The sequence below is a fragment of the Bradyrhizobium sp. B097 genome (assembly GCF_038957035.1).
Taxonomy (GTDB): Bacteria; Pseudomonadota; Alphaproteobacteria; order Rhizobiales; family Xanthobacteraceae; genus Bradyrhizobium.
The window spans coordinates 2551306-2572842 of record NZ_CP152412.1; the positions used below are offsets into that span (position 1 = coordinate 2551306).

General features: G+C 61.6%; 20 protein-coding genes. 16 read left to right on the forward strand and 4 right to left on the reverse strand.

The genetic code is table 11. The features are described 5' to 3' along the window. Window positions 1-12 precede the first annotated feature (12 nt). The 3 genes from AAFG07_RS11865 to AAFG07_RS11875 form a co-directional block, all read right to left on the reverse strand. Window positions 13-342: a hypothetical protein gene (locus tag AAFG07_RS11865; RefSeq protein ID WP_342727421.1), complete on the reverse strand. Its 330-nt coding sequence runs from the start codon at window positions 340-342 to the stop codon at window positions 13-15. A gap of 179 nt (window positions 343-521) precedes the next feature. After that, window positions 522-1073, reverse strand: a complete 552-nt coding sequence (locus tag AAFG07_RS11870) for a thiamine pyrophosphate-dependent enzyme (protein ID WP_342727422.1) — start codon at window positions 1071-1073, stop codon at window positions 522-524. A 71-nt stretch (window positions 1074-1144) separates the two neighbouring features. Next, window positions 1145-1669, reverse strand: a complete 525-nt coding sequence (locus AAFG07_RS11875) for a thiamine pyrophosphate-binding protein (RefSeq protein ID WP_342727423.1) — start codon at window positions 1667-1669, stop codon at window positions 1145-1147. A gap of 305 nt (window positions 1670-1974) precedes the next feature. Between AAFG07_RS11875 and AAFG07_RS11880 the strand changes: the two genes are divergently transcribed. The 10 genes from AAFG07_RS11880 (at window position 1975) to AAFG07_RS11925 (ending at window position 14757) form a co-directional block, all read left to right on the forward strand. After that, on the forward strand, window positions 1975-2883 hold the full coding sequence (locus AAFG07_RS11880; protein ID WP_342727424.1) for a polyamine ABC transporter substrate-binding protein: 909 nt from the start codon (window positions 1975-1977) through the stop codon (window positions 2881-2883). A 238-nt stretch (window positions 2884-3121) separates the two neighbouring features. Continuing rightward, window positions 3122-3760 carry an ABC transporter permease gene (locus tag AAFG07_RS11885; RefSeq protein WP_342727425.1) on the forward strand — a complete coding sequence of 213 codons (639 nt, stop codon included), beginning with the start codon at window positions 3122-3124 and terminating at the stop codon, window positions 3758-3760. After that, window positions 3760-4581: an ABC transporter permease gene (locus tag AAFG07_RS11890; RefSeq protein ID WP_342727426.1), complete on the forward strand. Its 822-nt coding sequence runs from the start codon at window positions 3760-3762 to the stop codon at window positions 4579-4581. The genes AAFG07_RS11885 and AAFG07_RS11890 overlap by 1 nt, the downstream gene beginning before the upstream one ends. A gap of 12 nt (window positions 4582-4593) precedes the next feature. Beyond that, a complete protein-coding gene (locus AAFG07_RS11895) occupies window positions 4594-5694 on the forward strand; it encodes an ABC transporter ATP-binding protein (protein WP_342727428.1) in 1101 nt (366 codons plus the stop codon). Window positions 5695-5846: 152 nt separating this feature from the next. After that, window positions 5847-6407, forward strand: a complete 561-nt coding sequence (locus AAFG07_RS11900) for a hypothetical protein (protein WP_342727429.1) — start codon at window positions 5847-5849, stop codon at window positions 6405-6407. Window positions 6408-6939: 532 nt separating this feature from the next. Further along, the gene (locus AAFG07_RS11905) at window positions 6940-9792 is read left to right on the forward strand and encodes an FAD-dependent oxidoreductase (RefSeq protein ID WP_342727430.1); all 2853 of its coding nucleotides are present in this window, start codon (window positions 6940-6942) and stop codon (window positions 9790-9792) included. Between the two features lie 21 nt (window positions 9793-9813). Beyond that, window positions 9814-10326 (forward strand): aromatic-ring-hydroxylating dioxygenase subunit beta, encoded by a 513-nt coding sequence (locus AAFG07_RS11910; RefSeq protein ID WP_342727431.1) that lies wholly within the window; start codon window positions 9814-9816, stop codon window positions 10324-10326. An 80-nt stretch (window positions 10327-10406) separates the two neighbouring features. Beyond that, window positions 10407-12785, forward strand: a complete 2379-nt coding sequence (locus AAFG07_RS11915) for a xanthine dehydrogenase family protein molybdopterin-binding subunit (RefSeq protein WP_342727432.1) — start codon at window positions 10407-10409, stop codon at window positions 12783-12785. Next, window positions 12782-13621, forward strand: coding sequence for an FAD binding domain-containing protein (locus AAFG07_RS11920; RefSeq protein WP_342727433.1), 840 nt, complete (start codon window positions 12782-12784; stop codon window positions 13619-13621). The genes AAFG07_RS11915 and AAFG07_RS11920 overlap by 4 nt, the downstream gene beginning before the upstream one ends. Next, window positions 13618-14757: a 2Fe-2S iron-sulfur cluster-binding protein gene (locus AAFG07_RS11925; protein WP_342727434.1), complete on the forward strand. Its 1140-nt coding sequence runs from the start codon at window positions 13618-13620 to the stop codon at window positions 14755-14757. Before AAFG07_RS11920 ends, AAFG07_RS11925 begins: the two co-directional genes overlap by 4 nt. A gap of 89 nt (window positions 14758-14846) precedes the next feature. Here the strand turns inward: AAFG07_RS11925 and AAFG07_RS11930 are convergent, their stop codons facing one another. Beyond that, complete coding sequence (locus AAFG07_RS11930) at window positions 14847-15341, reverse strand: MarR family transcriptional regulator (RefSeq protein ID WP_342729130.1); 495 nt, start codon at window positions 15339-15341, stop codon at window positions 14847-14849. Between the two features lie 231 nt (window positions 15342-15572). Between AAFG07_RS11930 and AAFG07_RS11935 the strand changes: the two genes are divergently transcribed. The 6 genes from AAFG07_RS11935 (at window position 15573) to AAFG07_RS11960 (ending at window position 21206) form a co-directional block, all read left to right on the forward strand. Next, complete coding sequence (locus tag AAFG07_RS11935; protein ID WP_342727435.1) at window positions 15573-16772, forward strand: ABC transporter substrate-binding protein; 1200 nt, start codon at window positions 15573-15575, stop codon at window positions 16770-16772. A gap of 78 nt (window positions 16773-16850) precedes the next feature. Further along, window positions 16851-17819, forward strand: coding sequence for an amidohydrolase family protein (locus AAFG07_RS11940; protein WP_342727436.1), 969 nt, complete (start codon window positions 16851-16853; stop codon window positions 17817-17819). Window positions 17820-17838: 19 nt separating this feature from the next. Then, complete coding sequence (locus AAFG07_RS11945) at window positions 17839-18639, forward strand: Asp/Glu racemase (RefSeq protein WP_342727437.1); 801 nt, start codon at window positions 17839-17841, stop codon at window positions 18637-18639. Next, window positions 18636-19487 (forward strand): alpha/beta hydrolase, encoded by an 852-nt coding sequence (locus AAFG07_RS11950; protein ID WP_342727438.1) that lies wholly within the window; start codon window positions 18636-18638, stop codon window positions 19485-19487. Before AAFG07_RS11945 ends, AAFG07_RS11950 begins: the two co-directional genes overlap by 4 nt. After that, window positions 19474-20532 carry a 2,5-dihydroxypyridine 5,6-dioxygenase gene (locus AAFG07_RS11955; RefSeq protein ID WP_342727439.1) on the forward strand — a complete coding sequence of 353 codons (1059 nt, stop codon included), beginning with the start codon at window positions 19474-19476 and terminating at the stop codon, window positions 20530-20532. The genes AAFG07_RS11950 and AAFG07_RS11955 overlap by 14 nt, the downstream gene beginning before the upstream one ends. Next, window positions 20529-21206, forward strand: coding sequence for an isochorismatase family protein (locus AAFG07_RS11960; protein ID WP_342727440.1), 678 nt, complete (start codon window positions 20529-20531; stop codon window positions 21204-21206). Before AAFG07_RS11955 ends, AAFG07_RS11960 begins: the two co-directional genes overlap by 4 nt. The last annotated feature ends 331 nt before the right edge of the window (window positions 21207-21537 follow it).

The following is a 21537-nucleotide window of genomic DNA, read 5'->3' on the forward strand; positions in this document are numbered from 1 at the left end:
GAAGCAGACGGCCTATGAAGCGCCGGATCCGATCGGGTCCTGCGGCGACAGCGTGCGGCCCAGGATGAGCTCGAGGGAAGGCCAGGCCTCACCGGATGACGAGCAAATCCACATCAGCAAGGCCTGGAGCACCGGCATTCGACGCTCGCCGTGTTGCGGCTGACCCGCAGCTGCTGTCTCACCAAACCTATTCGTCTGGACCGGGGAGCCGCCGTCATTGAAGTGAATAACGGGCATGCCGACGGAAATCGACGCGGCCACGTCGATCCGCAAGGCGTCCTGGTTGCTGTGCATCGTTGTCGTCGTCCTCATCAAGAGCGAGCGAACCGGCGAATAGTCCATCGTCCCATACATCGTACTAAGTGATGGACGACCGACAAGTTCAAAGTTTCGACGTCCTCTGCCTAAGATCGCAGCGTCGTCCGACAGCCTGGCGGTATGTCGGAGCGCTTAAAAAAAGGCGGCCCGCTTCGGCAACGAAGCGGACCACCATGAATTTGCGCAAGGCAAATGCCGGCTGGCTAGGGCCCCTCGAGCATCCCGCCGCCGAACATTGTCGGGACGTAACGTGGTGCCTCAATCGCAGCCATGAAGCGGTGTTTTGTCGCGACCGGATCGAGCGAGATCGGCGGTCGGACGACTTCGACGTCGGGCTCCGTCGCCAGAACCAGGACTCCGACGCCATCGCGCTTTTCGGCCGCGGCGATGCCGGCGGCAAGTGCGCTCGGCGCATTCAGGTTTTCGGCGTGCTTGATTCCCGAAGCGCGCGCCAGCTGAGCCAGATCGAGCGTCGCATTGGTCAAGGCTTGGCCACCCGAAGCTGCGTGAACGCCGTTCTGGATCAGGAGGATGGTGAGATTTGACGGGTTCATCGCGCCAATCGTGACGAGCGCGCCCATATGCATAAGCAGGGCGCCATCGCCTTCGACCGCAATGACGGGACGATCCGGTTGGGCGAGCGCCAGGCCCAGCGCCAGCGGGAGTGTCAGTCCCATGGCGTCTTCGAAGTAGAAGTTTTCCGGTGCGTGATGCAGCGATGCCCACAAATACGAAGCATTGCCGAGCGACGTCACGACGAGCGCGCGAGCAGGCAGGCTGCCGGCAAGCGCCCTGTAGTAATCCGCCCGGGTCGGTCGTGCGTTGGTTACCACTGGATATCCTCCCGACCCATCAGCAGGGCAAACGGACATGAGGCTTCTTCCGCATAGGTTGCGGCATGTTCGACCTGGGGACCGATCGGGCGGTATCGATCGGTGCAGGCATGGGCGAGGCCGATGCCGCGGAAGACCGGCTCCGTCGCTCGGCCCTTCGGCACATGATAGAACACCGGATCATCTGGCGTGCCCCGATAGGACACCAGCATCAGAAGCGGAAATTGGTAACGCTGCGCGAGCGACACCATACCCGCACCCATGCTGAGTACGCCGGCATTCTGCACGAGCAGGGCGGTGCGAACGCCACCGAGCCGGCTTCCACAAGCGATCGCAAGCGCCTCCTCTTCATGGGTTGCGCGCACCAGCGTCATGCCCGGCTCCTGGTCGATGCGAATAAGGATTTCGCCCAGCCAGCTGTCGGGGACAGAGACGACGGTGCCGAAACCAAGACGCTTGAGCGTATCGAGAACGGCAGACGGCCGATGGGCCTCTAAAGCTTCCGTCGATGTCGTCATCGACTGCCCTCCGTGATTTCAACCAACGTGGCGCGCAGGCTAATCGCAAAAGGTACTATTGTCGATAAGACAAACCTATTGCGGGTCGATGAGGCGCCTGATAAAAGGTACTATTAAGCAGATGATAAGTTTAATTTCATGACCGAGGATTGCAGCTGGAGCCGGGCGCTGCATTCCCTCGCTGGAGGGAGACTGCAGCTATGCTTCGCCTTTGGTCCGTGTTGATCGCTGTTCTGATTGCATTGCCGGCTCACGCACAAGACAAGCTCGTTGTCAGTATCTGGGGCGGCAGTTGGCGTGACCTAGTGGCCGAGACGGTTGCCAGGAAATTCACCGCCGAAACCGGCGTCCCGGTCGAATTCATCACCGGCGGCACCATCGATCGACTGAACAAGGAAAAACTCGCCAAGGGAAATCCCGAAAGCGACGTGACGTTCACGACGTCGCATGTCGGGTGGCTCTATGCCAATGACGGGTTGTTCGAGACGATCGATACATCGAAGATCCCCAATGCGAAGAACCTCGCGGACGAGGCGCGGATCAGTCCCTACCATCTCGGCGCCTGGGCCTATGTCTACACGATCGGCTACCGCCCCGATCTGATCAAGGACACCAAGTTCGAGAGCTGGAATGATCTCTGGAGGCCGGAGCTGAAGGACAAGCTCGCCGCTCCGGATTTCGACCCCGGCCACATCATTGCGGTCGCTGCCATTCTTGCCGGCGCCGACCCGGCGCATTGGGAAAAGGGCGAGGAGAAGCTCAAGGCGCTCAAGCCGAACTTCAAGGCGTTCTACACCAACGATGCCAACAGCCAGCAACTGCTCGCGAGCGGCGAGACGCCGGTGCAGATCGTGCTTTCGATGAACGCCTACTACATGATCGGGCAGGGCATTCCGATCACGCTCGCGATGCCGAAAGAGGGTGCGGTGCTGGGAATCGACACCGTCGCCATCATGAAGGGGTCGAAGAAGGTCGATCTCGCATACAAGTTCATCAACGCGCTCTACGACCCGGAAATTCAGGCCGAGATCTCGAAGCAGAAGAAGGGAAGCCCGGCGGTCCTCAACGCGAAGATCGATCCTGAAATCGCCAAGCTTCCGGGCGTCTTCACGTCTGCGGAGCAATGGAAGCAGCAGATCAATATCGACGCCAAGCTGCGCGCCAACAAGACGGCGGAATGGCGCAAATGGTTCGCCGAAAACATCATGAACTGATCCGTTGCCAGATCGGTCCCGTATCATGAATCAGCAGCCATTTCTGCGCATCTTCACGGCGCCGGCAACGCTCTGTGCGATCGGGTTCCTCGCGGCGATGGTTGCGGTTCTGCAATACAGCCTCAGGGCCTACGTGCCGGGATCGCTCGACCCCGGCGGATTTACGCTGGGGAATTTCGCCGACCTTCTGAAACCGCTCTACGCGCGCGTGTTTCTCGATACCGTCGTCGTGTGCGCGATGACCGCGTTCGTGACATTGATCGTCGGATATCCGCTGGCCTATGCGCTTGTGCGCGTCGAACAGCCGGTCCTGCGCTCCATCCTTCTCGTGATTGTCGTGACGCCGCTGTTTCTGGGCGAGGTCGTTCGCACTTATGCGTGGATCATCGTCCTTGGCAACAACGGCTTCATCAATTCCTTGCTGATGTCGCTCGGCCTCATTGGCAAGCCGCTCCAACTGATGTTCACGCCATTCGGCGTTGTGGTTGCTCTCGTGCACGTCACGCTGCCGGTCATGGTCATCATGCTGGCTGCTGGATTGTCCCATATCGACCGCGACTATTCCCGAGCGGCTGAAAGCCTGGGAGCCGGTCCTATCCGCGTGTTCCTGACCGTGACATTGCCGCTGTCCTTGCCCGGCGTGGTCGCCGGCACGACGACGGCATTCGCCTGGACGTTCTCGGCTTTCGCCACGCCGCAGCTGATCGGCGGCGGCCGCGTCAATATGATCTCCAATCTGGTCTACCAGCTTGGATTTTCGAGCTTCAACTTTCCTTTCGCCGCGACATTGTGCGTGGCTGGGCTGGCTTTGACGGCACTCGTGCTTGGACTGCTTCAGCTTGCCTCCCGACCGCTTCAGAACATCGAGGTGCATTGATGATTCCGCGCTCGATCTATCAGAGAGTGCTCGGCTGGGTCGGATTGCTGACGGTGCTCGTCATCATCGCTTTTCTTGTGCTGCCGGCGGTAGTCGTGACGATCGCCGCGTTCAACGACAAGCCTATCCTGTCATTCCCGCCGCAGACCTGGTCGTGGCGATGGTTTGGTCGGGCCCTCGCCTATGAAGACTTCCGGCAAGGGTTCTTCAACGGCCTGATCGTCACGGCCTGGAGCTCGACGATCGCGCTGTGCGTTGGCGGCATGTTCGCGTTTGTCATCGACCGCTACAAATTTCCGCTCAAGTCCGCCATCGAGGGAATCCTGATTTCGCCCCTGGTGATACCGCACTTCACGGTCGGGCTCGGGTTTCTCATCCTTGCGGCTCAAGTCGGCCTGAGCCGCGGCTTTGCGGTCGTCGTGATCTGCCACGTTATCCTGGTGCTGCCGTTTGTGTTGCGCAGCGTATATGTCTCGCTGAGAAATCTCGACCAGAGTTACGAACACGCTGCTTCGAGCCTCGGCGCCGGACCGCTTCGCGTCCTGACCACCGTCACCCTGCCGCTGCTGCTGCCCGGGCTCGTCAGCGGCTGGCTGTTCGCAGCGATCCTCTCGTTCAACGAGTTCACAGCCTCGCTGTTTGTGACCTCGCAGCGGACCCAAACGCTTCCTGTCGCGATGTACAATTACGTGCGCGAGTTCGCCGATCCGTCGATGGCGGCATTGTCGGTCATGTATATCGTCGGTACCGCTGCCTTGATCGCTTTTGCCAATGCGTTCCTGGGCCTCGGCAAGGTGCTCAATATCGAGCAGTCTCACTAGGGAGCACGGATCTTGAAGCCGTCTGCGAATGTTGAAGGGGAACAAACGGCGGTCCATTTCGACGCCGTGACCAAGCGATTTGACGATGTCGTGGCCCTGAACGCCGTTACGCTCGGCGTCGGTCGCAGCGAGTTCGTGACGCTGCTCGGTCCATCAGGATGCGGCAAGACCACGCTGCTCAAGCTGGCCGCGGGCTTTCTGGGGCCGGACGGCGGTTCGATCTCGATCGAAGGCAAGCGCGTGAACGACATTCCGACCTACCAGCGCGGCATCGGCATGATGTTTCAGAACTACGCGCTGTTTCCGCATATGAGTGTGGCAGAAAACGTCGCCTATGGTCTGAAGACGCGGCGGGTCCCCAGGGTCGAGCGGGACAAGCGCGTCGCCGATGCGCTGGCGCTGGTCAAGCTGAAGGGCATGGAGAACCGCAAGCCCCGGCAATTGTCCGGCGGCCAGCAGCAACGCGTTGCGCTCGCGCGTGCTCTCGTCATCAATCCGACCGTCCTGCTGCTCGACGAGCCGTTCTCGGCGCTGGACAAGAGCCTGCGGACCTCGATGCAGGTGGAGCTGCGGGAAATTCAGCGCAAGCTGGGTCTGACCACGATCTTCGTGACGCACGATCAAGGCGAGGCCTTGAGCATGTCCGATCGCGTGGCGGTCATGTCCGAAGGCCGTATCAGGCAACTCGGCAGCCCTGTCGACGTCTATCGCAGTCCGGCGGATCCGTTCGTGGCCGGCTTTGTCGGCGACAACAACAGGCTGCGTGGCCAGCTTGTGAGTATGCAAGCCAAGCAAGCGACCGTCGCGCTTGGCGATGCCCTGGTGAATGTGTCGGGCGAGAGCCTGTCCGGGCTCGAGAAGTCCGCGGCGGTTGATCTGTTCGTCCGCCCGGAGCAGTTCAGTGTTGTGGCGCCCGAGGAGCCGTGCGCCATCAAGGGCAGCGTTGTTGCTCAGATCTACCAGGGTGGCCACGTCGATCTTCAGATCGAATGCGCCGGGGAGCGGCTGCTGGTGCGATCCCCGGGCGAGCAGGCCGTTCTGCGCTGGCCAATGGGGGCGCCTGTCGGCATTGCCATTCAGACAGATCGGTGCTCGGCATTTCCGGCAGCCTGATCGCAGTCGTCTTTGCAGCAGCGTGCGGGTGAAGAAATCAAGCTTGCGATGTATTGTGAGGCTGGTTTAGCGGCGCCTACCTCGTTGTTTCCCGCGGCGTCATTGGCGCCGCTGTCACCCGGCATCTGGTCGCGCAACTCTGGAGAGAATACTTGATTCAGCCCCAATCGATCACGGCAGCCGAGGCGATCAGCACGTATATCGAGGCAAAGGACCGAAACCTGCCCCAGCTCATGAAGCGTGCATTCGTGCAGGATTGTGAGCTCCAGATGCAGCTCCTGACCGACGCAATCTCTTTTCCAAGTTCCGCTCACGGCTTGGAGAGCGTGACCGACGTTCTCGTACGAAACTTTGGATTGCAGTATGAAAATGTGCGCACCTTCTGCCTCTCGCGCCCTGAGCCCGATCGCCTTCCACAGTTTCAATGCGACTGGCTGGTGGGGATGTCAAACAAGTCCGACGGCGACGTTCGCGTCGGTTGCGGTGAGTACATCTGGGATTTTGATGCCGCCGGAGACGGTCGCGTCAAGCGGCTGCTCATCAAGATTGAGTTCATGTGTGTGCTGCCGGCCAGCTATCAGACGTCTGTCCTGCAATGGCTTTCGGCTATCCCCTATCCCTGGTCGTCATACAGTGAGGCGCGCGCAGGTATGCCCTCAATCGACGCCTTGATGCCGATTGCTCGATTTCTGCGGCGCGACGCGCGCAACTGACTTCGGCTGTTGGACGCCGGATGCCAGTCTATCGAATTGGGGCTTCGATGGCGAACGCACGCCTGACGTAGCCGAGGCTCGCTACCAAGTTGACGGCACCGAGCGCGAACCTACCCATGAGCGATTGAACTGATCTGGTCGGACATGCGCAAGGCGTTCTCTTCGCAACGAGGAGCCTTGGTTGATTTGATCTTGGCTCATTCAGAAACAGCCGTCTGCGAGCGAGCGTCATCGTCTCCCGCGAGTCGTGCACTGCGCTTTTGCCGGCGACGCTTACCGATACGCGTGGCCAGGTCCTGCGGCCGCAGCGCCGCAGAGTTCGGCACACGTAAGCCTATATAATCAGTATAGCGCCTTATATACATGGCGCATGCTGGTGGCGTGCTATATCAAAAGATCGGATTTTGTTGGCGGTAATTCAATCAGGTACGGCCGCTCTTGACCCGCCTAGACGGGATAGATTGTTTTGCCTTGCGCGCCATTTAAAGAGATGTATACTGATTAAAATTCAGGGCGGTTTCCGAGGTGTGGGATGGCGTGGCGAAAAGCAATTGCCGTGGACGAGCTGAAGCCCAACGGCGTGACGAGTGTCGAGATCGACGGCAGGCTCGTGGCGCTCTATCTCCTTGATGGTGAGGTCTTCGCTACGCATGGCATATGCACCCACGCGCTAGCCTTTCTTGCTGATGGATTCGTTGACGGCAGCACAATCGAGTGTCCGCTGCACCAGGGCATGTTCGATATCAGATCGGGAAAAGCGCTCTGCTCTCCGGTCACGCAAGACCTTGAGACCTACTCGGCCAAGGTCGAGGAGGGCGAGGTGTTTGTCGATCTCGATGGAGATAAGAAGGCTGTGCCCAAGCATCAGGCGGAGGTCTGCGCCCAGAGGGGATCGCCTTCCCGTCGGGCAGTCGTCGTTGTGGGCGCCGGTCAGGCGGCTGCAGCGGCAATTCGCAGCATGCGAGCTAGTGGCTTCGCCGGCACGGTAGATCTCGTCGGAAGGGAGGAGCACCTGCCGTACGAGCGTCCACCGCTTTCAAAGGATATTCTCCTTGGAAAGGCGTCGATCGAATCCTGTGGGCGGCTGGCTGAAGCCGATGTGGCGGCCCTCGACGTCAAGACCCATCTCGGGTGCTCCGTTACCCGGATCGATTCAGCTGCCAGGATCGCGTTTCTCAGTAACGGGACTAAGCTTCGATATGATGCGCTTCTGCTGGCGACCGGCGGAGTTCCGCGGCGACTCTCCATTGCCGGCGCCGATCTGCCTGGAGTGCACTACCTGCGCACGATCGAGGATTCTAGCTCCATCAGGCAGTCGCTCGCAACTGCAAGGCGTCTCGTCATCGTCGGCGGTGGCTTTATTGGTCTTGAACTTGCTTCGGTCGCCGCGACGCTTGGGGTCGCCACCGTCCTCCTCGAACGCGAAGCCGAACTGATGGCCCGCGTGCTGCCTCCATCATTGGGGCGCAGCTTTCGCTCTCTTGCCGAGCGCCACGGCGTCACCGTTTTGCGGGGCGTGCAGGTCCAGGATATCCGCCGCGACGGTGAAGGTCTGGTGGTCAATACCTCCGCCGGCGCTTTCGCTGCAGATACCATCTGCGTCGGTGTCGGGTTGGCCCCCGAGACGGAACTGGCAGCCGCGGCCGGCTGCGCGGTGGATGGCGGGATCGTTGTCGACGCAGAGCAAAAGACCAACATCGCGGGAATCTGGGCTGCGGGCGACTGCGCGTTGCATTGCCGTCCGGTCAGGGGGCGCTCCCGCCGTTTTGAGAGTTGGCACAATGCGGAGCAGCAAGGTGCAGCCGCAGGACAATCGATTGCCGGGGGGCCGCCGAGCACGGATGCGCAGGCTCCCTGGTTCTGGACCGACCAGTTTGGCCTGAACATCCAGATACTCGGGGTCTCGTCACCGGGCGACAAGGTCGCGCTCACAGGTCGCGATGGCGAACCTGGGGCCGTCTACCGCACGATTGATCCGGACACCGGACGGCTTACCAGCGTGGTCGCGTTTTCCGATCCTGCGGCGATACGGCAGGCGCGCAAGGAGCTCGAAAACCCTGACATGTTCGATATCGCCAAGGTTTCCGCTGCTCTGCTCACGAGAGACGGCAATGAGGAGAATACCCAGGTGGTGAATGAGAGGTTGGTGACGACGACGTCGAAGCAATACGTCTGGCCAGCCGAGGGGCTCACCAGGGTGCCTGATTGGGTCTACACGGACGACGACATCTACCGGCGCGAAGTCGAAAAGATCTTTCACGGACGGACCTGGAATTACGTGGCGCTGGAGAGCGAGATTCCCGGCGTTGGCGATTTCATCCGTTCCAATGTGGGACCGACGCCTGTCGTGGTATCGCGCGCCGAAGACGGTTCGATCAACGTCTTCGAGAACCGCTGTGCTCATCGCGCGGCCGAGTTCTGTCGCGAGCTGAGCGGCAACGCCAAGGAATTCGTCTGTCCCTATCATCAGTGGTCCTACGACCTGAAGGGCAATCTGGCGGGGGTGCCGTTCCGCCGAGGGGTCGACGGCAAGGGCGGAATGCCGCGCGATTTCAAGAATGCAGACCATGGGCTGAGGCAGCTGAAGGTCACGACCCATCGTGGTGTCGTGTTTGCTTCGTATTGTGCCGACATGGAGCCGTTGGCCGAATATCTTGGACCGGAGATTCTCCGCGAGTTCGAGGCGACCTTCGATGGGCGCAAGCCTAAGGTGCTCGGTCACTATCGCCACAGCCTTCCGGGAAATTGGAAGCTCTATCACGAGAATCTCAAGGACCCGTATCACGCAACGTTGCTGCACACGTTTCTGGTGACGTTCGGCCTGCTGGTGGCCGGCAACAAGTCGTCGATGATCGCCGACCCCTCCGGCCGGCACGGCGTGATGGCATCGGCAAAGTCGGACGTCAGCAAGCTCGACAACGACACCAAGAAGGAGATGCGCGCCTACAAGGAAGGCATGCAGCTCGAGGAGCCGCGCTTCATGGATTTCGTCAATGAGTTCGACAGTCCCTGGTCGGTGACCATGACGACGATCTGGCCCAATCTCATCGTGCAGCGGGAGATGAACACCCTGGGCGTTCGGCAGATCGTTCCGACGGGACCGAACGAGTTCATCATGAAGTGGACCATGTTCGGCTTCGAGGGTGACGATGAGGAGATGACCCGCCATCGGTTGCGGCAAGGCAATCTGATGGGACCGGCAGGCTTCCTTGGCCTCGAAGACAACGAAGCCATCAAGTTCGTGCAGGACGGCATGCTCGCGGTCCCCGACGGCCAACATGTGGTCGAATTGGATCCCGGGGTCATCGGCACCGCAGACACCTTGATCTCCGAGGCGTCGATACGCGCGATGTATCAGCATTGGCGCAGCGCGATGGAACTCTAACGAGAGATGCGGGCTATTCAGATGTTGGCCACCGATCCCACCTACACGGCACAAATTCACCAGCTGCTGCTGCGGAATGCAATCGAGCAGTTCAACTGCCAGTACGCGGCCGCCCTTGACGAACAGCGGCTCTCGGACTGGAGCGAGATGTTCACGCCGGACGCAAGCTATGTCGTTTTGTCGCGCGAGAATGAAGATCGCGGCCACCCGGTCGGTCTCATCTATTGCGAGAATAGGGGCATGATTCGCGATCGGGCGTTCGCGCTGGAGAAAACCGCCATGTTTGCGCCGCGGTACCTTCGTCACTTGATCAGCAATTTGCAGTTGCTCGGCGAAGATGAGCACGGAAACATCAAGGCTCGGGCGAACTATATCGTCCTGCAGGTCTTGTTCGATCGCCCTGACGCGACCATTCACCAGATCGGAACCTATCACGACGTGTTCCGGCGTTCCGACGAGGGCCTCAAGCTCAAGCAGCGCCGCTGCGTTTACGACAATCTGCTCGTTCCCAACGCGCTTTGCATTCCGGTGTAGAGCCGCTTGCGATCGGGGGACAATCACTGTGACCTTCATGACGTCGGGAGCGCTTTGGCAGATCGCATGAGAGGATCATCATGAACACGGACGGGGCGGTCGGTGAAGGTATCGGGGCGCGAGCGCGGCGCAAGGAGGATGCGCGGCACTTGCGCGGCCGCGGCCGGTTCGTCGGTGACATCCACATGCCTGGGCTACGGGAAGTGGCATTCCTGCGCAGTCCAGTCGCGCATGCGAGGATCCTGTCGAAGACAAAATCGCCGGATTACGCCGACGATACCTTCTTCTCCGAAGATCTGGTCGGGGTCGCGCCGATCGTTACGAGATCTTCCATTCCCGGGTACAAGGTCTCGCAATATCCGATCCTGGCCACCGACAAGGTGCGCTTTGTCGGCGAACCCGTTGCCATGTGCGTGGCGAAAAGTCGCGCGATCGCGGAAGACCTGATCGAGCAAGTCGAGATTGGCTACGACGAACTGCCGGCGATCGCTTCTTGCGCGGGCGGTCGCCGTGACAACGCCGAACTTCTGCATCCGGAGTGGGGCGATAACCTGTTCCTGGAGACCTTCTTCGACAGCGGCGTCGACGAGGTTATTGCCAGGGCGCCGATCTCGGTCGAGCTCGAGATGTCATGCGCGCGACAGACGATGCATCCCATGGAAGGCAAGGGCGTGCTGGCCTGGTGGGATGATCGCGCCGATCAGCTCGTGGTGCACACCTCCACCCAGGTGCCGCACCTGATAAGGGCCGGGCTCGCCGAGTGTCTCGGGATTGCGCAAGCGCAAATCAGGGTCGCCCCGCCGGACGTCGGAGGCGGCTTCGGCTACAAGTGCCTGTTGCAGCCCGAGGAGGTTGCCGTCGCCTGGCTTGCTGCGACCTTCAAGAAGCCATTCCGCTGGACCGAGGATCGCAGGGAGCATCTCGTCGCCGGCGCCAACGCGCGGCAGCACGAATACCATATCAAGGCCTATGCCGACACGCAGGGGCGGCTTCTCGCGCTGGACGCGGAAGTGTCCGTCGACACCGGCGCTTACTCCGTGTGGCCGTTCACCGCCTGCCTGGAGGCCGCGCAGGCCGGAGGAAACCTGCCCGGACCGTATCATCTGGCTGCGTACCGGTGCCGTACCTATTCGGTTGCGACCAACAAGCCGCCTTTCGCGCCCTATCGCGGTGTTGCGCGGCCGGGTGTTTGCTTTGCGATGGAGCAGGTCATTGACGCGATCGCGCAGAAGGTCGGTCGCGAAGCATGGGAAGTTCGCCGGGACAATCTGGTTCCGGCTTCGGCGATGCCGTACACCAACATCACGAACAAGCATTACGACTCCGGTGACTACCCGGAGGCGCTCGTTGCCGCCAAGAACATGATCGGTCTCGAGGCATTCCGCGCAGGGCCCAAACGCGACGACAGGGGACGTTACCTCGGCATCGGGTTTGCAAGTTTCACGGAGCAGTCCGCGCACGGCACCAAGGTGTTTGCGTCCTGGGGATTGCCGCTGGTGCCGGGGTTCGATCAGGCGCACGTGAAGCTGACGCCGGACGGCGCGCTGGAGGTCGCGGCGGGCATCCATACCATCGGGCAGGGCCTGGAAACGACGCTGGCGCAGATTGCTCACGAACAGACGCGTGTTCCGCTCAAGCACATCAGGGTCAGGCTCGGCGATACGGCGATGACGCCGTTCTCGACCGGTGCCTACGCATCGCGCGGGATCGTCATGTCGGGCGGTGCGGTCTCGCGGGCCGCCGAGGTCGTTGCAGGCCGGATCAAGTCGATTGCCGCCCATCTGCTGCAAGTCGAGCCGGCCGCCGTCGAATTTGCCGAGGGGCGGATCTTTGCGGCGAATGCCAGTGTCTCCTACGAGGATGTCGGACGCGCCTGGTATCTCCGGCCGGACCAGCTTCCCGAGACGGTGAACACGGCAGGCCTTGAGGCGACCGAAGGATACAAGCCGGACGTCGATACGGGCGTGTTTTCTTACGCCACGCACGCCGTTCGGCTCGCAGTTGACGCCGAGACCGGTCTCGTTGAGATCCTCGACTATGCGATCGTCGAGGATTGTGGACGCATGGTCAATCCGATGATTGTCGAGGGGCAGACCTATGGAGGGGCGGCGCAGGGTATCGGCACTGCGCTGTTTGAAGAGAGCCCGTACGACGACAACGCTCAACCGCTCGCCTCGACGCTGCTCGATTATATTCTGCCTGGTCCGACCGAGCTGCCCAGCTTTCGCATCGACCATCGCGAGACGCTATCGCCTTACTCGGCTCACGGAATCAAGGGCGTCGGGGAGGGCGGCGCGATTGCGCCGCCTGCTGCGATCGTCAACGCGATCAACGATGCCTTGTCGCCGCTCAACGCCGCGATACGGCAGGTGCCCGCGAGCCCACGGCGGATCCGCGAGGCAATTCGGCGCGCGCGCCCGCCGCAGGCGACAGGCCCTGAAGCGGGCGTCACGCGATGAAGTCGTCGGCTTTCGAGCTCAAGCATGCACGGACCCTCGGTGAGGCAACCGAACTCCTCGCCGCTGCCGATGGCAACGCCAAGCTGTTGGCTGGCGGCCAGTCGCTGGTCCCGATGTTGAACCTGAGACTGGCCCGGCCCAAGCTGCTGGTCGACATCAAGCGCGCGTCCGGCTTTCGCGAGCTCGCGGCAGACGACCGGGTGTTCTCGATCGGTGCCGGATGGACCCATGCCGAGATCGAGGATGGTGTGCTGGAGGATCCGACGCGCGGGCTGCTGCGATCAGTCGCACACGGAATTGCTTACCGAGCGGTGCGCAATCGCGGCACCATGGGCGGAAGCCTGGCGCATGCCGATCCGGCCGCAGACTGGGTCTCGACGCTGGCGGCACTGGGGGCCACGATCGTCGTCCAGGGCGGCGACGAACGGCCGAAGCGCCATGCCGCCGAGAGCTTCGTCGACGGAGCGTTTGCGACCAAGCTCGGCGAGAGCGAAGTGATTTCCGCGATCGAGGTGCCGCGGTTGTCGGCAGATGCATCCTGGGCCTATCACAAGATTTGCCGCAAGACCGGTGAATTCGCCAATGCGATCGGCGTTGTCGTTCTCGATCCGAAGACGGGCCTGCAGCGCGTGCTTGCCGGTGCGACCAGCGGTTCACCGGCGCTGCTGCCCAATACCGCCGTACGTCTCGTCGAGGCTGGGCCGCGTGCGGCATGCGAGATCGTTGCAGAGGAAATCCGCGCCGTTCTGCCGGATCTTGATCTCGACACGCAGGAATTACACGCGGTCGCGGTTCGCCGGGCTCTGGCGACCTTGGGTGAAGGACAGCGCCGATGACGCAGGTGTCGATGACGGTCAACGGCGGCGCCGTCGTGGCGGATGTTGAGCCGCGCACGCTCTTGGCGGACTTCTTGCGCGGCGATCTGCAACTCACCGGAACGCATCTCGGATGCGAGCAGGGTGTCTGTGGCGCCTGTACCGTTGTGCTCGACGGCAGGATCCAGCGGTCGTGCATCACATTTGCCGCCGATTGCAATGGCGCCAGCGTCACCACGATCGAGGGCTTTGACGATGATCCAACCATGCAGGAACTGCGTGAGGCGTTTTCCGAGCACCACGCCCTGCAATGCGGCTTTTGCACACCGGGAATGCTGACGACTGCACGAGATATCGTGCTTCGGCTCGGCGATATCGATGAGCGCGCTCTGCGCGAGGAGCTCTCCGGCAATCTCTGCCGATGCACCGGTTATGTCGGGATCGTCGCAGCGGTCAAGAAAGTCGCCGCAGGGAAGAAGCCCGACGTCGCGGCGGCTGTGGCTCCGGTCGTTGGCAGGTTTGAGGGCTCAAGGTTGCCGCCGGCGCCGTCGTCTCCCCAGACAAATGGCCCGGTAACGCGCACGTCTGTTCCAGCCATGGCGCCATCGGTCGGTGGATCCGCAGGCAGCACGTCAATTGAGGAACGGGTGCGAGTGGCTGCGCCGGCCGAAAAGGTTTGGAGCCTGCTTTCGGACCTCCAACGGGTGGTCCCGTGTGTGCCCGGAGCCGAGATCACATCACTCGACGGAGAAGATCTTGTCGGAAAGGTCAGGATTTCTCTGGGCCCGATCAAGGTCGCTTTCAACGGCCAGGCGAAGGTCGGGATGGATCCCGCCAAGCGGGAGGGGTGGCTGACCGGCCGCGGGCGCGATGCCGGGCAAGGCTCGTCCGCCGAGGGCAGCGCGCGCTGGACCGTCATCGCTGATGGGGCAAGCGCGTCCCTGATTGCGGTCGTCCTGACCTGGAAGCTGAGTGGACCGCTCGCTCAGTTCAACCGAGCCGGACTGGTGCACGACGTCGTGCGCCGGTTGGCGGCGACATTCGCCGAGAATCTCGAAGCCGCCATTACCGGGGCGGCTCCGCCTCGCCGAAAGGCGCTCGGTGGCCTCGGATTGGTCTGGTCCGTCATCAAGGCGCGCTTGTTCTCACGGCGATAGGGCCGCCGAGGCGGCCTCATCTCCCGTACAATTGCCAGGTTCACTCCTGTAATAATGATGTATACTGATTAAAATTGAGTCGCTTCCAGCTATTCGTCCCGGCCGGCCGTCGACTTCCGCCGTCCGGATGCCGAATTGGTGTCGGGCAGGCTGTATTTGCTGTTGCCCTCGATCAATTCGGTCACCATCGCGAGAAATGCTGCCCTGAACTCGGGCCGCAGGGGCGCGAGGAAGCGATCCTGCGCACGGCGCATGCTGTCGTACATCTTGTCGGCGACCGCCTCGCCCTCCTTGGTCAGGAAGGCCACCATCGAGCGCCGGTCGGTTTGGCTGCGTTCGCGCCGCACCAGGCCGCGTTCCGACAGGCGGTTCAGAACATCTGCTACATTTGTGCGATCGATGCCCACCTCACCACCAAGCGTGACCTGATCGATGCCAGGGTTGTTGAGTAGCGTCGTGATCAGGCCGTACTGCACCGGCGTGATGCCGAACTCCTGGCACTCCTCAAGAAAGATCGCGGAGTGGATCTGATGCAGGCGGCGGACCAGGTAGCCCGGGCGCGACGCCAGGGGCATCCGCGCCATTTCCACCTTGACCTCGGACCTTGTGGAATTGGTGGATGATTGCTTCTTCAACGTGCATTCCTTCCATTCTTTGAGCGGTCCTCGGTCAGCAAATGAGCCGAAGGCCCCTTGACGGGCTGCCTAATTACTCAGTATACATCTCTTTATCGCGAGCGGTACCGCTGATTCCAGGATTGACCTGAGAATAACAACAATAAGATGGCGGCGCGCGAGGCAAACGGAGGATGGCTCATGAACAGGCTCGCATCATCAATTCTCGCGCTGACCCTGATGTCGGGTTTGGGTCCGGCTAAGGCTGGCCCCGACGCCGTGACGATCGGTGTCCTCAACGACCTCAGCGGCGTGTACTCGGATCTCGGTGGGCCCGGGTCCGTTGCGGCGGCGGAAATCGCGGTGGAGGAGTTCGGGCCAACCGTGATCGGCAAGCCGATCAAGGTGATGTCGGGAGACCACCAGAACAAGGCCGATGTCGGTTCGCAGCTGGCGCGTCGATGGTTCGATGTTGACCACGTCGATATGGTGATCGACTTCCCCAACTCGGGCGTGGCACTGGCCGTGCAGGAGATCGCAAGAGCGAAAAAGAAGATCGCGATCTATTCCACGGCGGCAACCATGGACCTGACCGGCAAAGCCTGTTCGTCGACCGGCTTTCAATGGACCTACGACAATTATTCGAATGCTGCGGGCGTCGCCTCTGCCCTCGTCAAGAAGGGGTTTGACACCTGGTACTTCCTGACGGTCGACTATGCGTTCGGTCTTTCACTCGAGACGGAAGCCTCGAAAGCCGTCAAGGCCGCAGGCGGCAAGGTGGTGGGCGCTGCGCGCCATCCGCTGAACACGCCGGATTTCTCCTCCTTCCTGCTCCAGGCTCAATCCTCCAAGGCAAAAGTCATCGCATTCGCCAACGCCGGTGGCGACACGGTCAATGCCGTGAAGCAGGCCAATGAATTCCAGATCGTGCAGGGCGGGCAGACGATCGTCACGCCGGTCACATTCATCACCGACGTGCACAGTCTCGGTCTTCAGGTCGCTCAGGGGCTCACCTTCGTGACCGGCTACTACTGGGATCTGAACGACCAGACCCGTGCGTTCGCGGAGAAATTCTACAAGAAGCGTAAAGCGATGCCGACGATGGCGCAGGCTGGCGTCTATTCCGGCGTGCTTCACTACCTGAAGGCGGTGAAGGAGGCCGGCACCGACGACGGAATTGCGGTCGCCGAGAAGATGCGCGAGCTGCCTGTGCGGGATGCCTTTACGCAGTCCGGTTCGGTGCGAGCCGATGGGCGGATGGTCCACGACATGTATCTCGTCGAGGTGAAGAAACCGTCGGAGTCGAAGGCGCCGTGGGACTACTACAAGGTTCTGGCGACCATTCCCGCGGCCGAGGCGTTCAAGCCTTTGGCTGAAAGCGAATGCCCCCTGGTGAAGTGACTGTCAGGGCCGTCCCGGTCGGGTTTGTCCCAGCCGTGACCGGGATCCGCGTACGTCGAGATCCGCAAGGAGCAATTCATGTCGTCCAGAATTCGCAAGATCGCGCTCGAAGAGCACTTCACGGCGCCCGGCTTCGAGGAATATTCGAAGGTCTTCACGAAGCACATGGACTCCGCTGCGCAATCCAGGCTGTCGTCCCAACTCAGGGACTTCGATGAATTGCGGCTCGGTGAGATGGACCGGGCCGGGATCGACAAGGTCGTTCTGTCGCAGACCGGACCAAGCGTTCAGGCCGAAACCAACATAGACGTCGCCATCCGGCGCGCCGCCGAAGGCAATGACTACTTGGTGCAGCAGATTCAGCGGCATCCGGCCCGCTATGCTGGCTTCGCATCGCTGCCGATGCACTCCCCGAAGGCAGCCGCAAGCGAGCTGACCCGTGCCGTCGAAGTTCTTGGCTTCAAGGGCGCCCTGGTCAACGGTCATACGGGCGGGACCTACTATGACGATCCGGCCTACGACGCGTTTTGGGAGCGGATGCAGCATTTGGACGTGCCGCTCTACTTGCATCCGACGGACCCAAGTCCGGTTCCGAAAGCCTATGACGGCCATCCAGAACTCACCGGCGCGGTGTGGGGGTGGGGCGTCGAGACCGCGACCCATGCGCTCAGACTGCTGTTCGGCGGAGTCTTCGATCGCTTTCCGCGGTTGAAGATCATCCTCGGCCACATGGGTGAGGGGCTGCCGATGCTGCTCTGGCGGTTCGACAGCCGCTTCGCCGTGTACCCGCATGGCGTTCGGCTTGCGCACAAGCCGTCCGAATACTTCGGACGCAACATCTTCATCACGACGTCAGGCGTCTGTTCGTCTGCAGCGCTTGCCTGCGCGCTTGCCGAGATGGGCAACGCCGCCGTCATGTTTTCGGTCGACTATCCCTACGAGTCGACGGCAATCGCCGCGGATTTCATCGAGCGCGCGCCAATATCCGAGGATGTCCGCGCGCAGGTCTGCTCGCGCAACGCCGAACGCATTCTGAAGCTGGCCTGATCGGCCGAGGAGACACCACGTGCAGAAGGTCTATCGCATCGGCCAGATCGTTCCGAGCTCGAATACGACCATGGAGACTGAAATTCCTGCGATGCTCAATGCGCATTCGCTCGCGCACGGCACGCGCTTCACCTTTCATTCGAGCCGGATGCGGATGAAGACGGTCAAGAAGGAAGAGCTCGCGGCGATGGACGGCGAGTCCGATCGCTGCGCGCTCGAGCTCTCGGATGCGCGCGTCGACGTCCTCGGCTACGCCTGCCTGGTCGCGATCATGAGCATGGGGAAGTCGTACCACCGCGTCTCGCAGGAGCGGCTCCATGGTCGCACGGTCGAGAACGGCGCGCCGGCTCCCGTTGTAACCAGCGCCGGTGCCCTGGTTGATGCGCTGCACGTCATCGGCGCCAAGCGCATTGCCGTCGTCGCGCCGTACATGAAACCGCTGACGCAGCTCGTCATCGACTACATCGAGCATGAGGGGATCAAGGTCTCCGATTCCCGCGCGCTCGAGATTCCGGACAACATCTTGGTCGGTCGACACGATCCGGCGAACCTGCCGAAGATCGTGGCGGGGATGGACCTGAAGGACGCCGACGCGGTCGTCTTGTCAGCGTGTGTGCAGATGCCGTCGTTGCCTTCAATCGCCGAGGTCGAGGCAAGAACCGGCAAGCCCGTGATCACCGCCGCGGTCGCGACCACTTACGCCATGCTGACGGCGCTCGACCTGAACACGCGGGTACCGGGCGCGGGCGCATTGCTCTCGGGCGCTTTCGGCAAGAATGCAGCGGCCGCTCCTAACGCAAAACTGCAGGCCGCCGGATGAGTACATTCCGATACGGCGCAAACATCCAGGCCAACGGCGTGCGGCTGCACTATCTGCTCTACGGGCAGGCGCAAGCGGGGCGTGATCCGGTCATCATCCTGCCGGGCATCACCAGTCCGGCGATCACTTGGGGGTTTGTAGCCGAGCGGTTTGGACGCCAGTTCGAGACCTACGTGCTCGATATCCGAGGCCGGGGACTGTCGCAATCTGGTCCCACACTCGACTACAGCCTGGACGCGCAGGCCGCCGATCTGGCCGAGCTGGCTGCGGCGTTGAAACTGCCGCGATATACCGTGGTTGGCCACTCGATGGGGGCCCGTATTGCGGTTCGTGCGGCACGGCGCGGATTGCCCGGACTGGCCAGACTGGTCCTGGTGGATCCGCCGGTCTCGGGACCGGGTCGGCGCGCCTATCCGGCGAAGCTCGATTGGTACGTCGATTCCATTCGGCTCTCGGTTGCCGGTTGCAACGCCGAAAAGATGCGGGTGTTCTGCCCGACATGGACCGAGGATCAACTGAATCTGCGTGCGGAGTGGCTGCACACCTGCGACGAGCGCGCGGTGCGCGAGAGCTTTGACGGATTCCACAATGACGACATTCACAGCGATCTCGGACGGGTCACCGTTCCAGTCCGTCTGATCGCTGCAGGACGTGGCGACGTCATCCGCGACGAGGACATCGCCGAAATCCAGCGGCTGTTGCCGAGTGCTTCGATCACGCGCGTCGTCGACGCGGGGCATATGATTCCATGGGATGACGAGGCGGGGTTCTACGCCGCCTTCGAGGAGTTTCTTGGCGCTCGTCTGAACGCCGCAATCAGCAAGGAGAAGCAACATGTCGGTCAGTGATCACGATCTGATACAGGCCTGGAAGCAGGTTCTCTCGCTTTCCAAGCTGGAGCGAGGCCAGCTCGTCACCGTGCTCACCAGCTCGTCGACGCATCCGCAGACCCTGTCGACCGCGATTCTCGCGGCTGCGTCGATGGGCGCAATCGTCAACCGGCTCGATCTGCTTCCGGTCAATGGCGAGAAGGCTTTGAGCCGCGACTCGCTGGCCTATCTCGGGACAACGCCGCTGACGGGGAATCGCGCAGCGATCGCGGCACTGAAGGAGAGTGACCTCGTCCTCGACCTGATGACCCTGCTGTTCTCCCCCGAACAGCACGAGATCCTGAAGGCGGGCACGAAGATCCTGCTGGCTGTCGAGCCGCCGGAAGTCCTGGTTCGCATGGTGCCGACAATGGCCGATCGTGCGCGCGTCGCCGCTGCGAGCGCGAAGCTTGGCAAGGCGAAGGAGATGCATGTGACGTCGCCGGCCGGCACGGACGTCCGCTTCAAGCTCGGACAGTTCCCGGCCATCAGCGAATATGGCTTCGTCGACGAGCCCGGGCGGTGGGATCATTGGCCGAGCGGCTTCGCCTTGACCTGGGCAAATGAAGGCGAGGCCGATGGAACGATCGTGATGGAGCGGGGCGATATCCTGCTCCCGATGAAGTCCTACATTCAGGATCGTATCCACTTTGGGATCGAGAAGGGCTTTGTGACCTCGATCGAGGGCGGCGTCGATGCCGAGATCCTGAGCGAGTACATGGCCTCGTACAACGATCGAGACGCATATGCGATGTCGCACATCGGTTGGGGGCTGCAGCCGCGAGCCAAGTGGTCGACGCTCGGTCTCTATGACCGGGAGGCCACGATCGGCATGGACGCGCGGGCGTTCGAGGGCAATTTCCTGTTCTCGTTCGGCCCGAACAACGAGGCCGGCGGGAGCCGCACAACGGCCTGCCATATCGATATTCCGATGCGGAATTGCACGATTGCGCTCGACGGGGAGGAGGTCGTCCGAAACGGAAAGGTGCTCGATGGAGGACCGGTTCGTGAGGCCGCCGAATGACCGACGACAAGGCAACATATCGCCGGCAAGGCTTCGGTCAGGAGCTGGATCTCGACGCTCCATTCGGGCTGCTGATCATCGATTTCGTCAACGGATTTCTCGATCCCGCCGTTTTCGGCGGCGGCAACATCGCTGCCGCGATGGAGAGGACGGTCGGATTGCTGGGCGAAGCGCGCCGGAGAAGGTGGCCGGTTGCGCATTCGAGAATCGTATTCGCCGACGACGATGCCGACCGCAACGTATTCGCGATGAAGGTGCCGGGGCTGCTCACGCTGAAGGAGTCTTCTTCCAACAGTGCGATCGTTCCGCAGCTTGCGCCGAAGCCGGGCGAGCTGGTCGTTCGAAAGACCGTGCCGTCGGCATTCTTCGCGACAGGGCTGGGGCCATGGCTGACGCAGCGCGGCGTCCGCACGCTTGTGGTCGCTGGTTGCGTGACGAGCGGTTGTGTCCGGTCGAGCGTCGTTGACGCGATGTCGCTGGGCTTCCTTCCGCTCGTGGTCAGGGATTGCGTCGGGGACCGTGCGATCGGTCCGCACGAGGCGAATTTGTTCGACATGTCGGAGAAGTACGCGGTCGTCATGGACCTCGCCGATACCATGAAGCTCGTGGAAGCCAGGACTGCTGGTTCTGCCGTTGTGAGTGGCAGCGCAGGTACTCGCCATCGGATCCAATAGCGATATCGACGCCGGGTCGGCGGCAGAACCTGCTGCGCCAAGGTCGGCGATCATGCCTGCAGGTTTCGACAACAGGCTCCCTGCCTATCCCGCGTCGCCGCGGGATTTTTTTTGCCCGCGCGCTGGTCGAGGTTTGATGCAGAGGTCAGTCGTCAGGCGGCGATCAGGATCTAAAGTTCGTTTGTATACTGATGAATTCCTCCAATCAAACCTGTTCGGGATCGGGTTATGTTGCGGAATATCTGTAGGATATTAGCTGAATAGGACCTGCGTCGATTCCGTATTGTCTGTCGTCGCAAAAGTGATATGCTCAGTATACATCTCAATTATA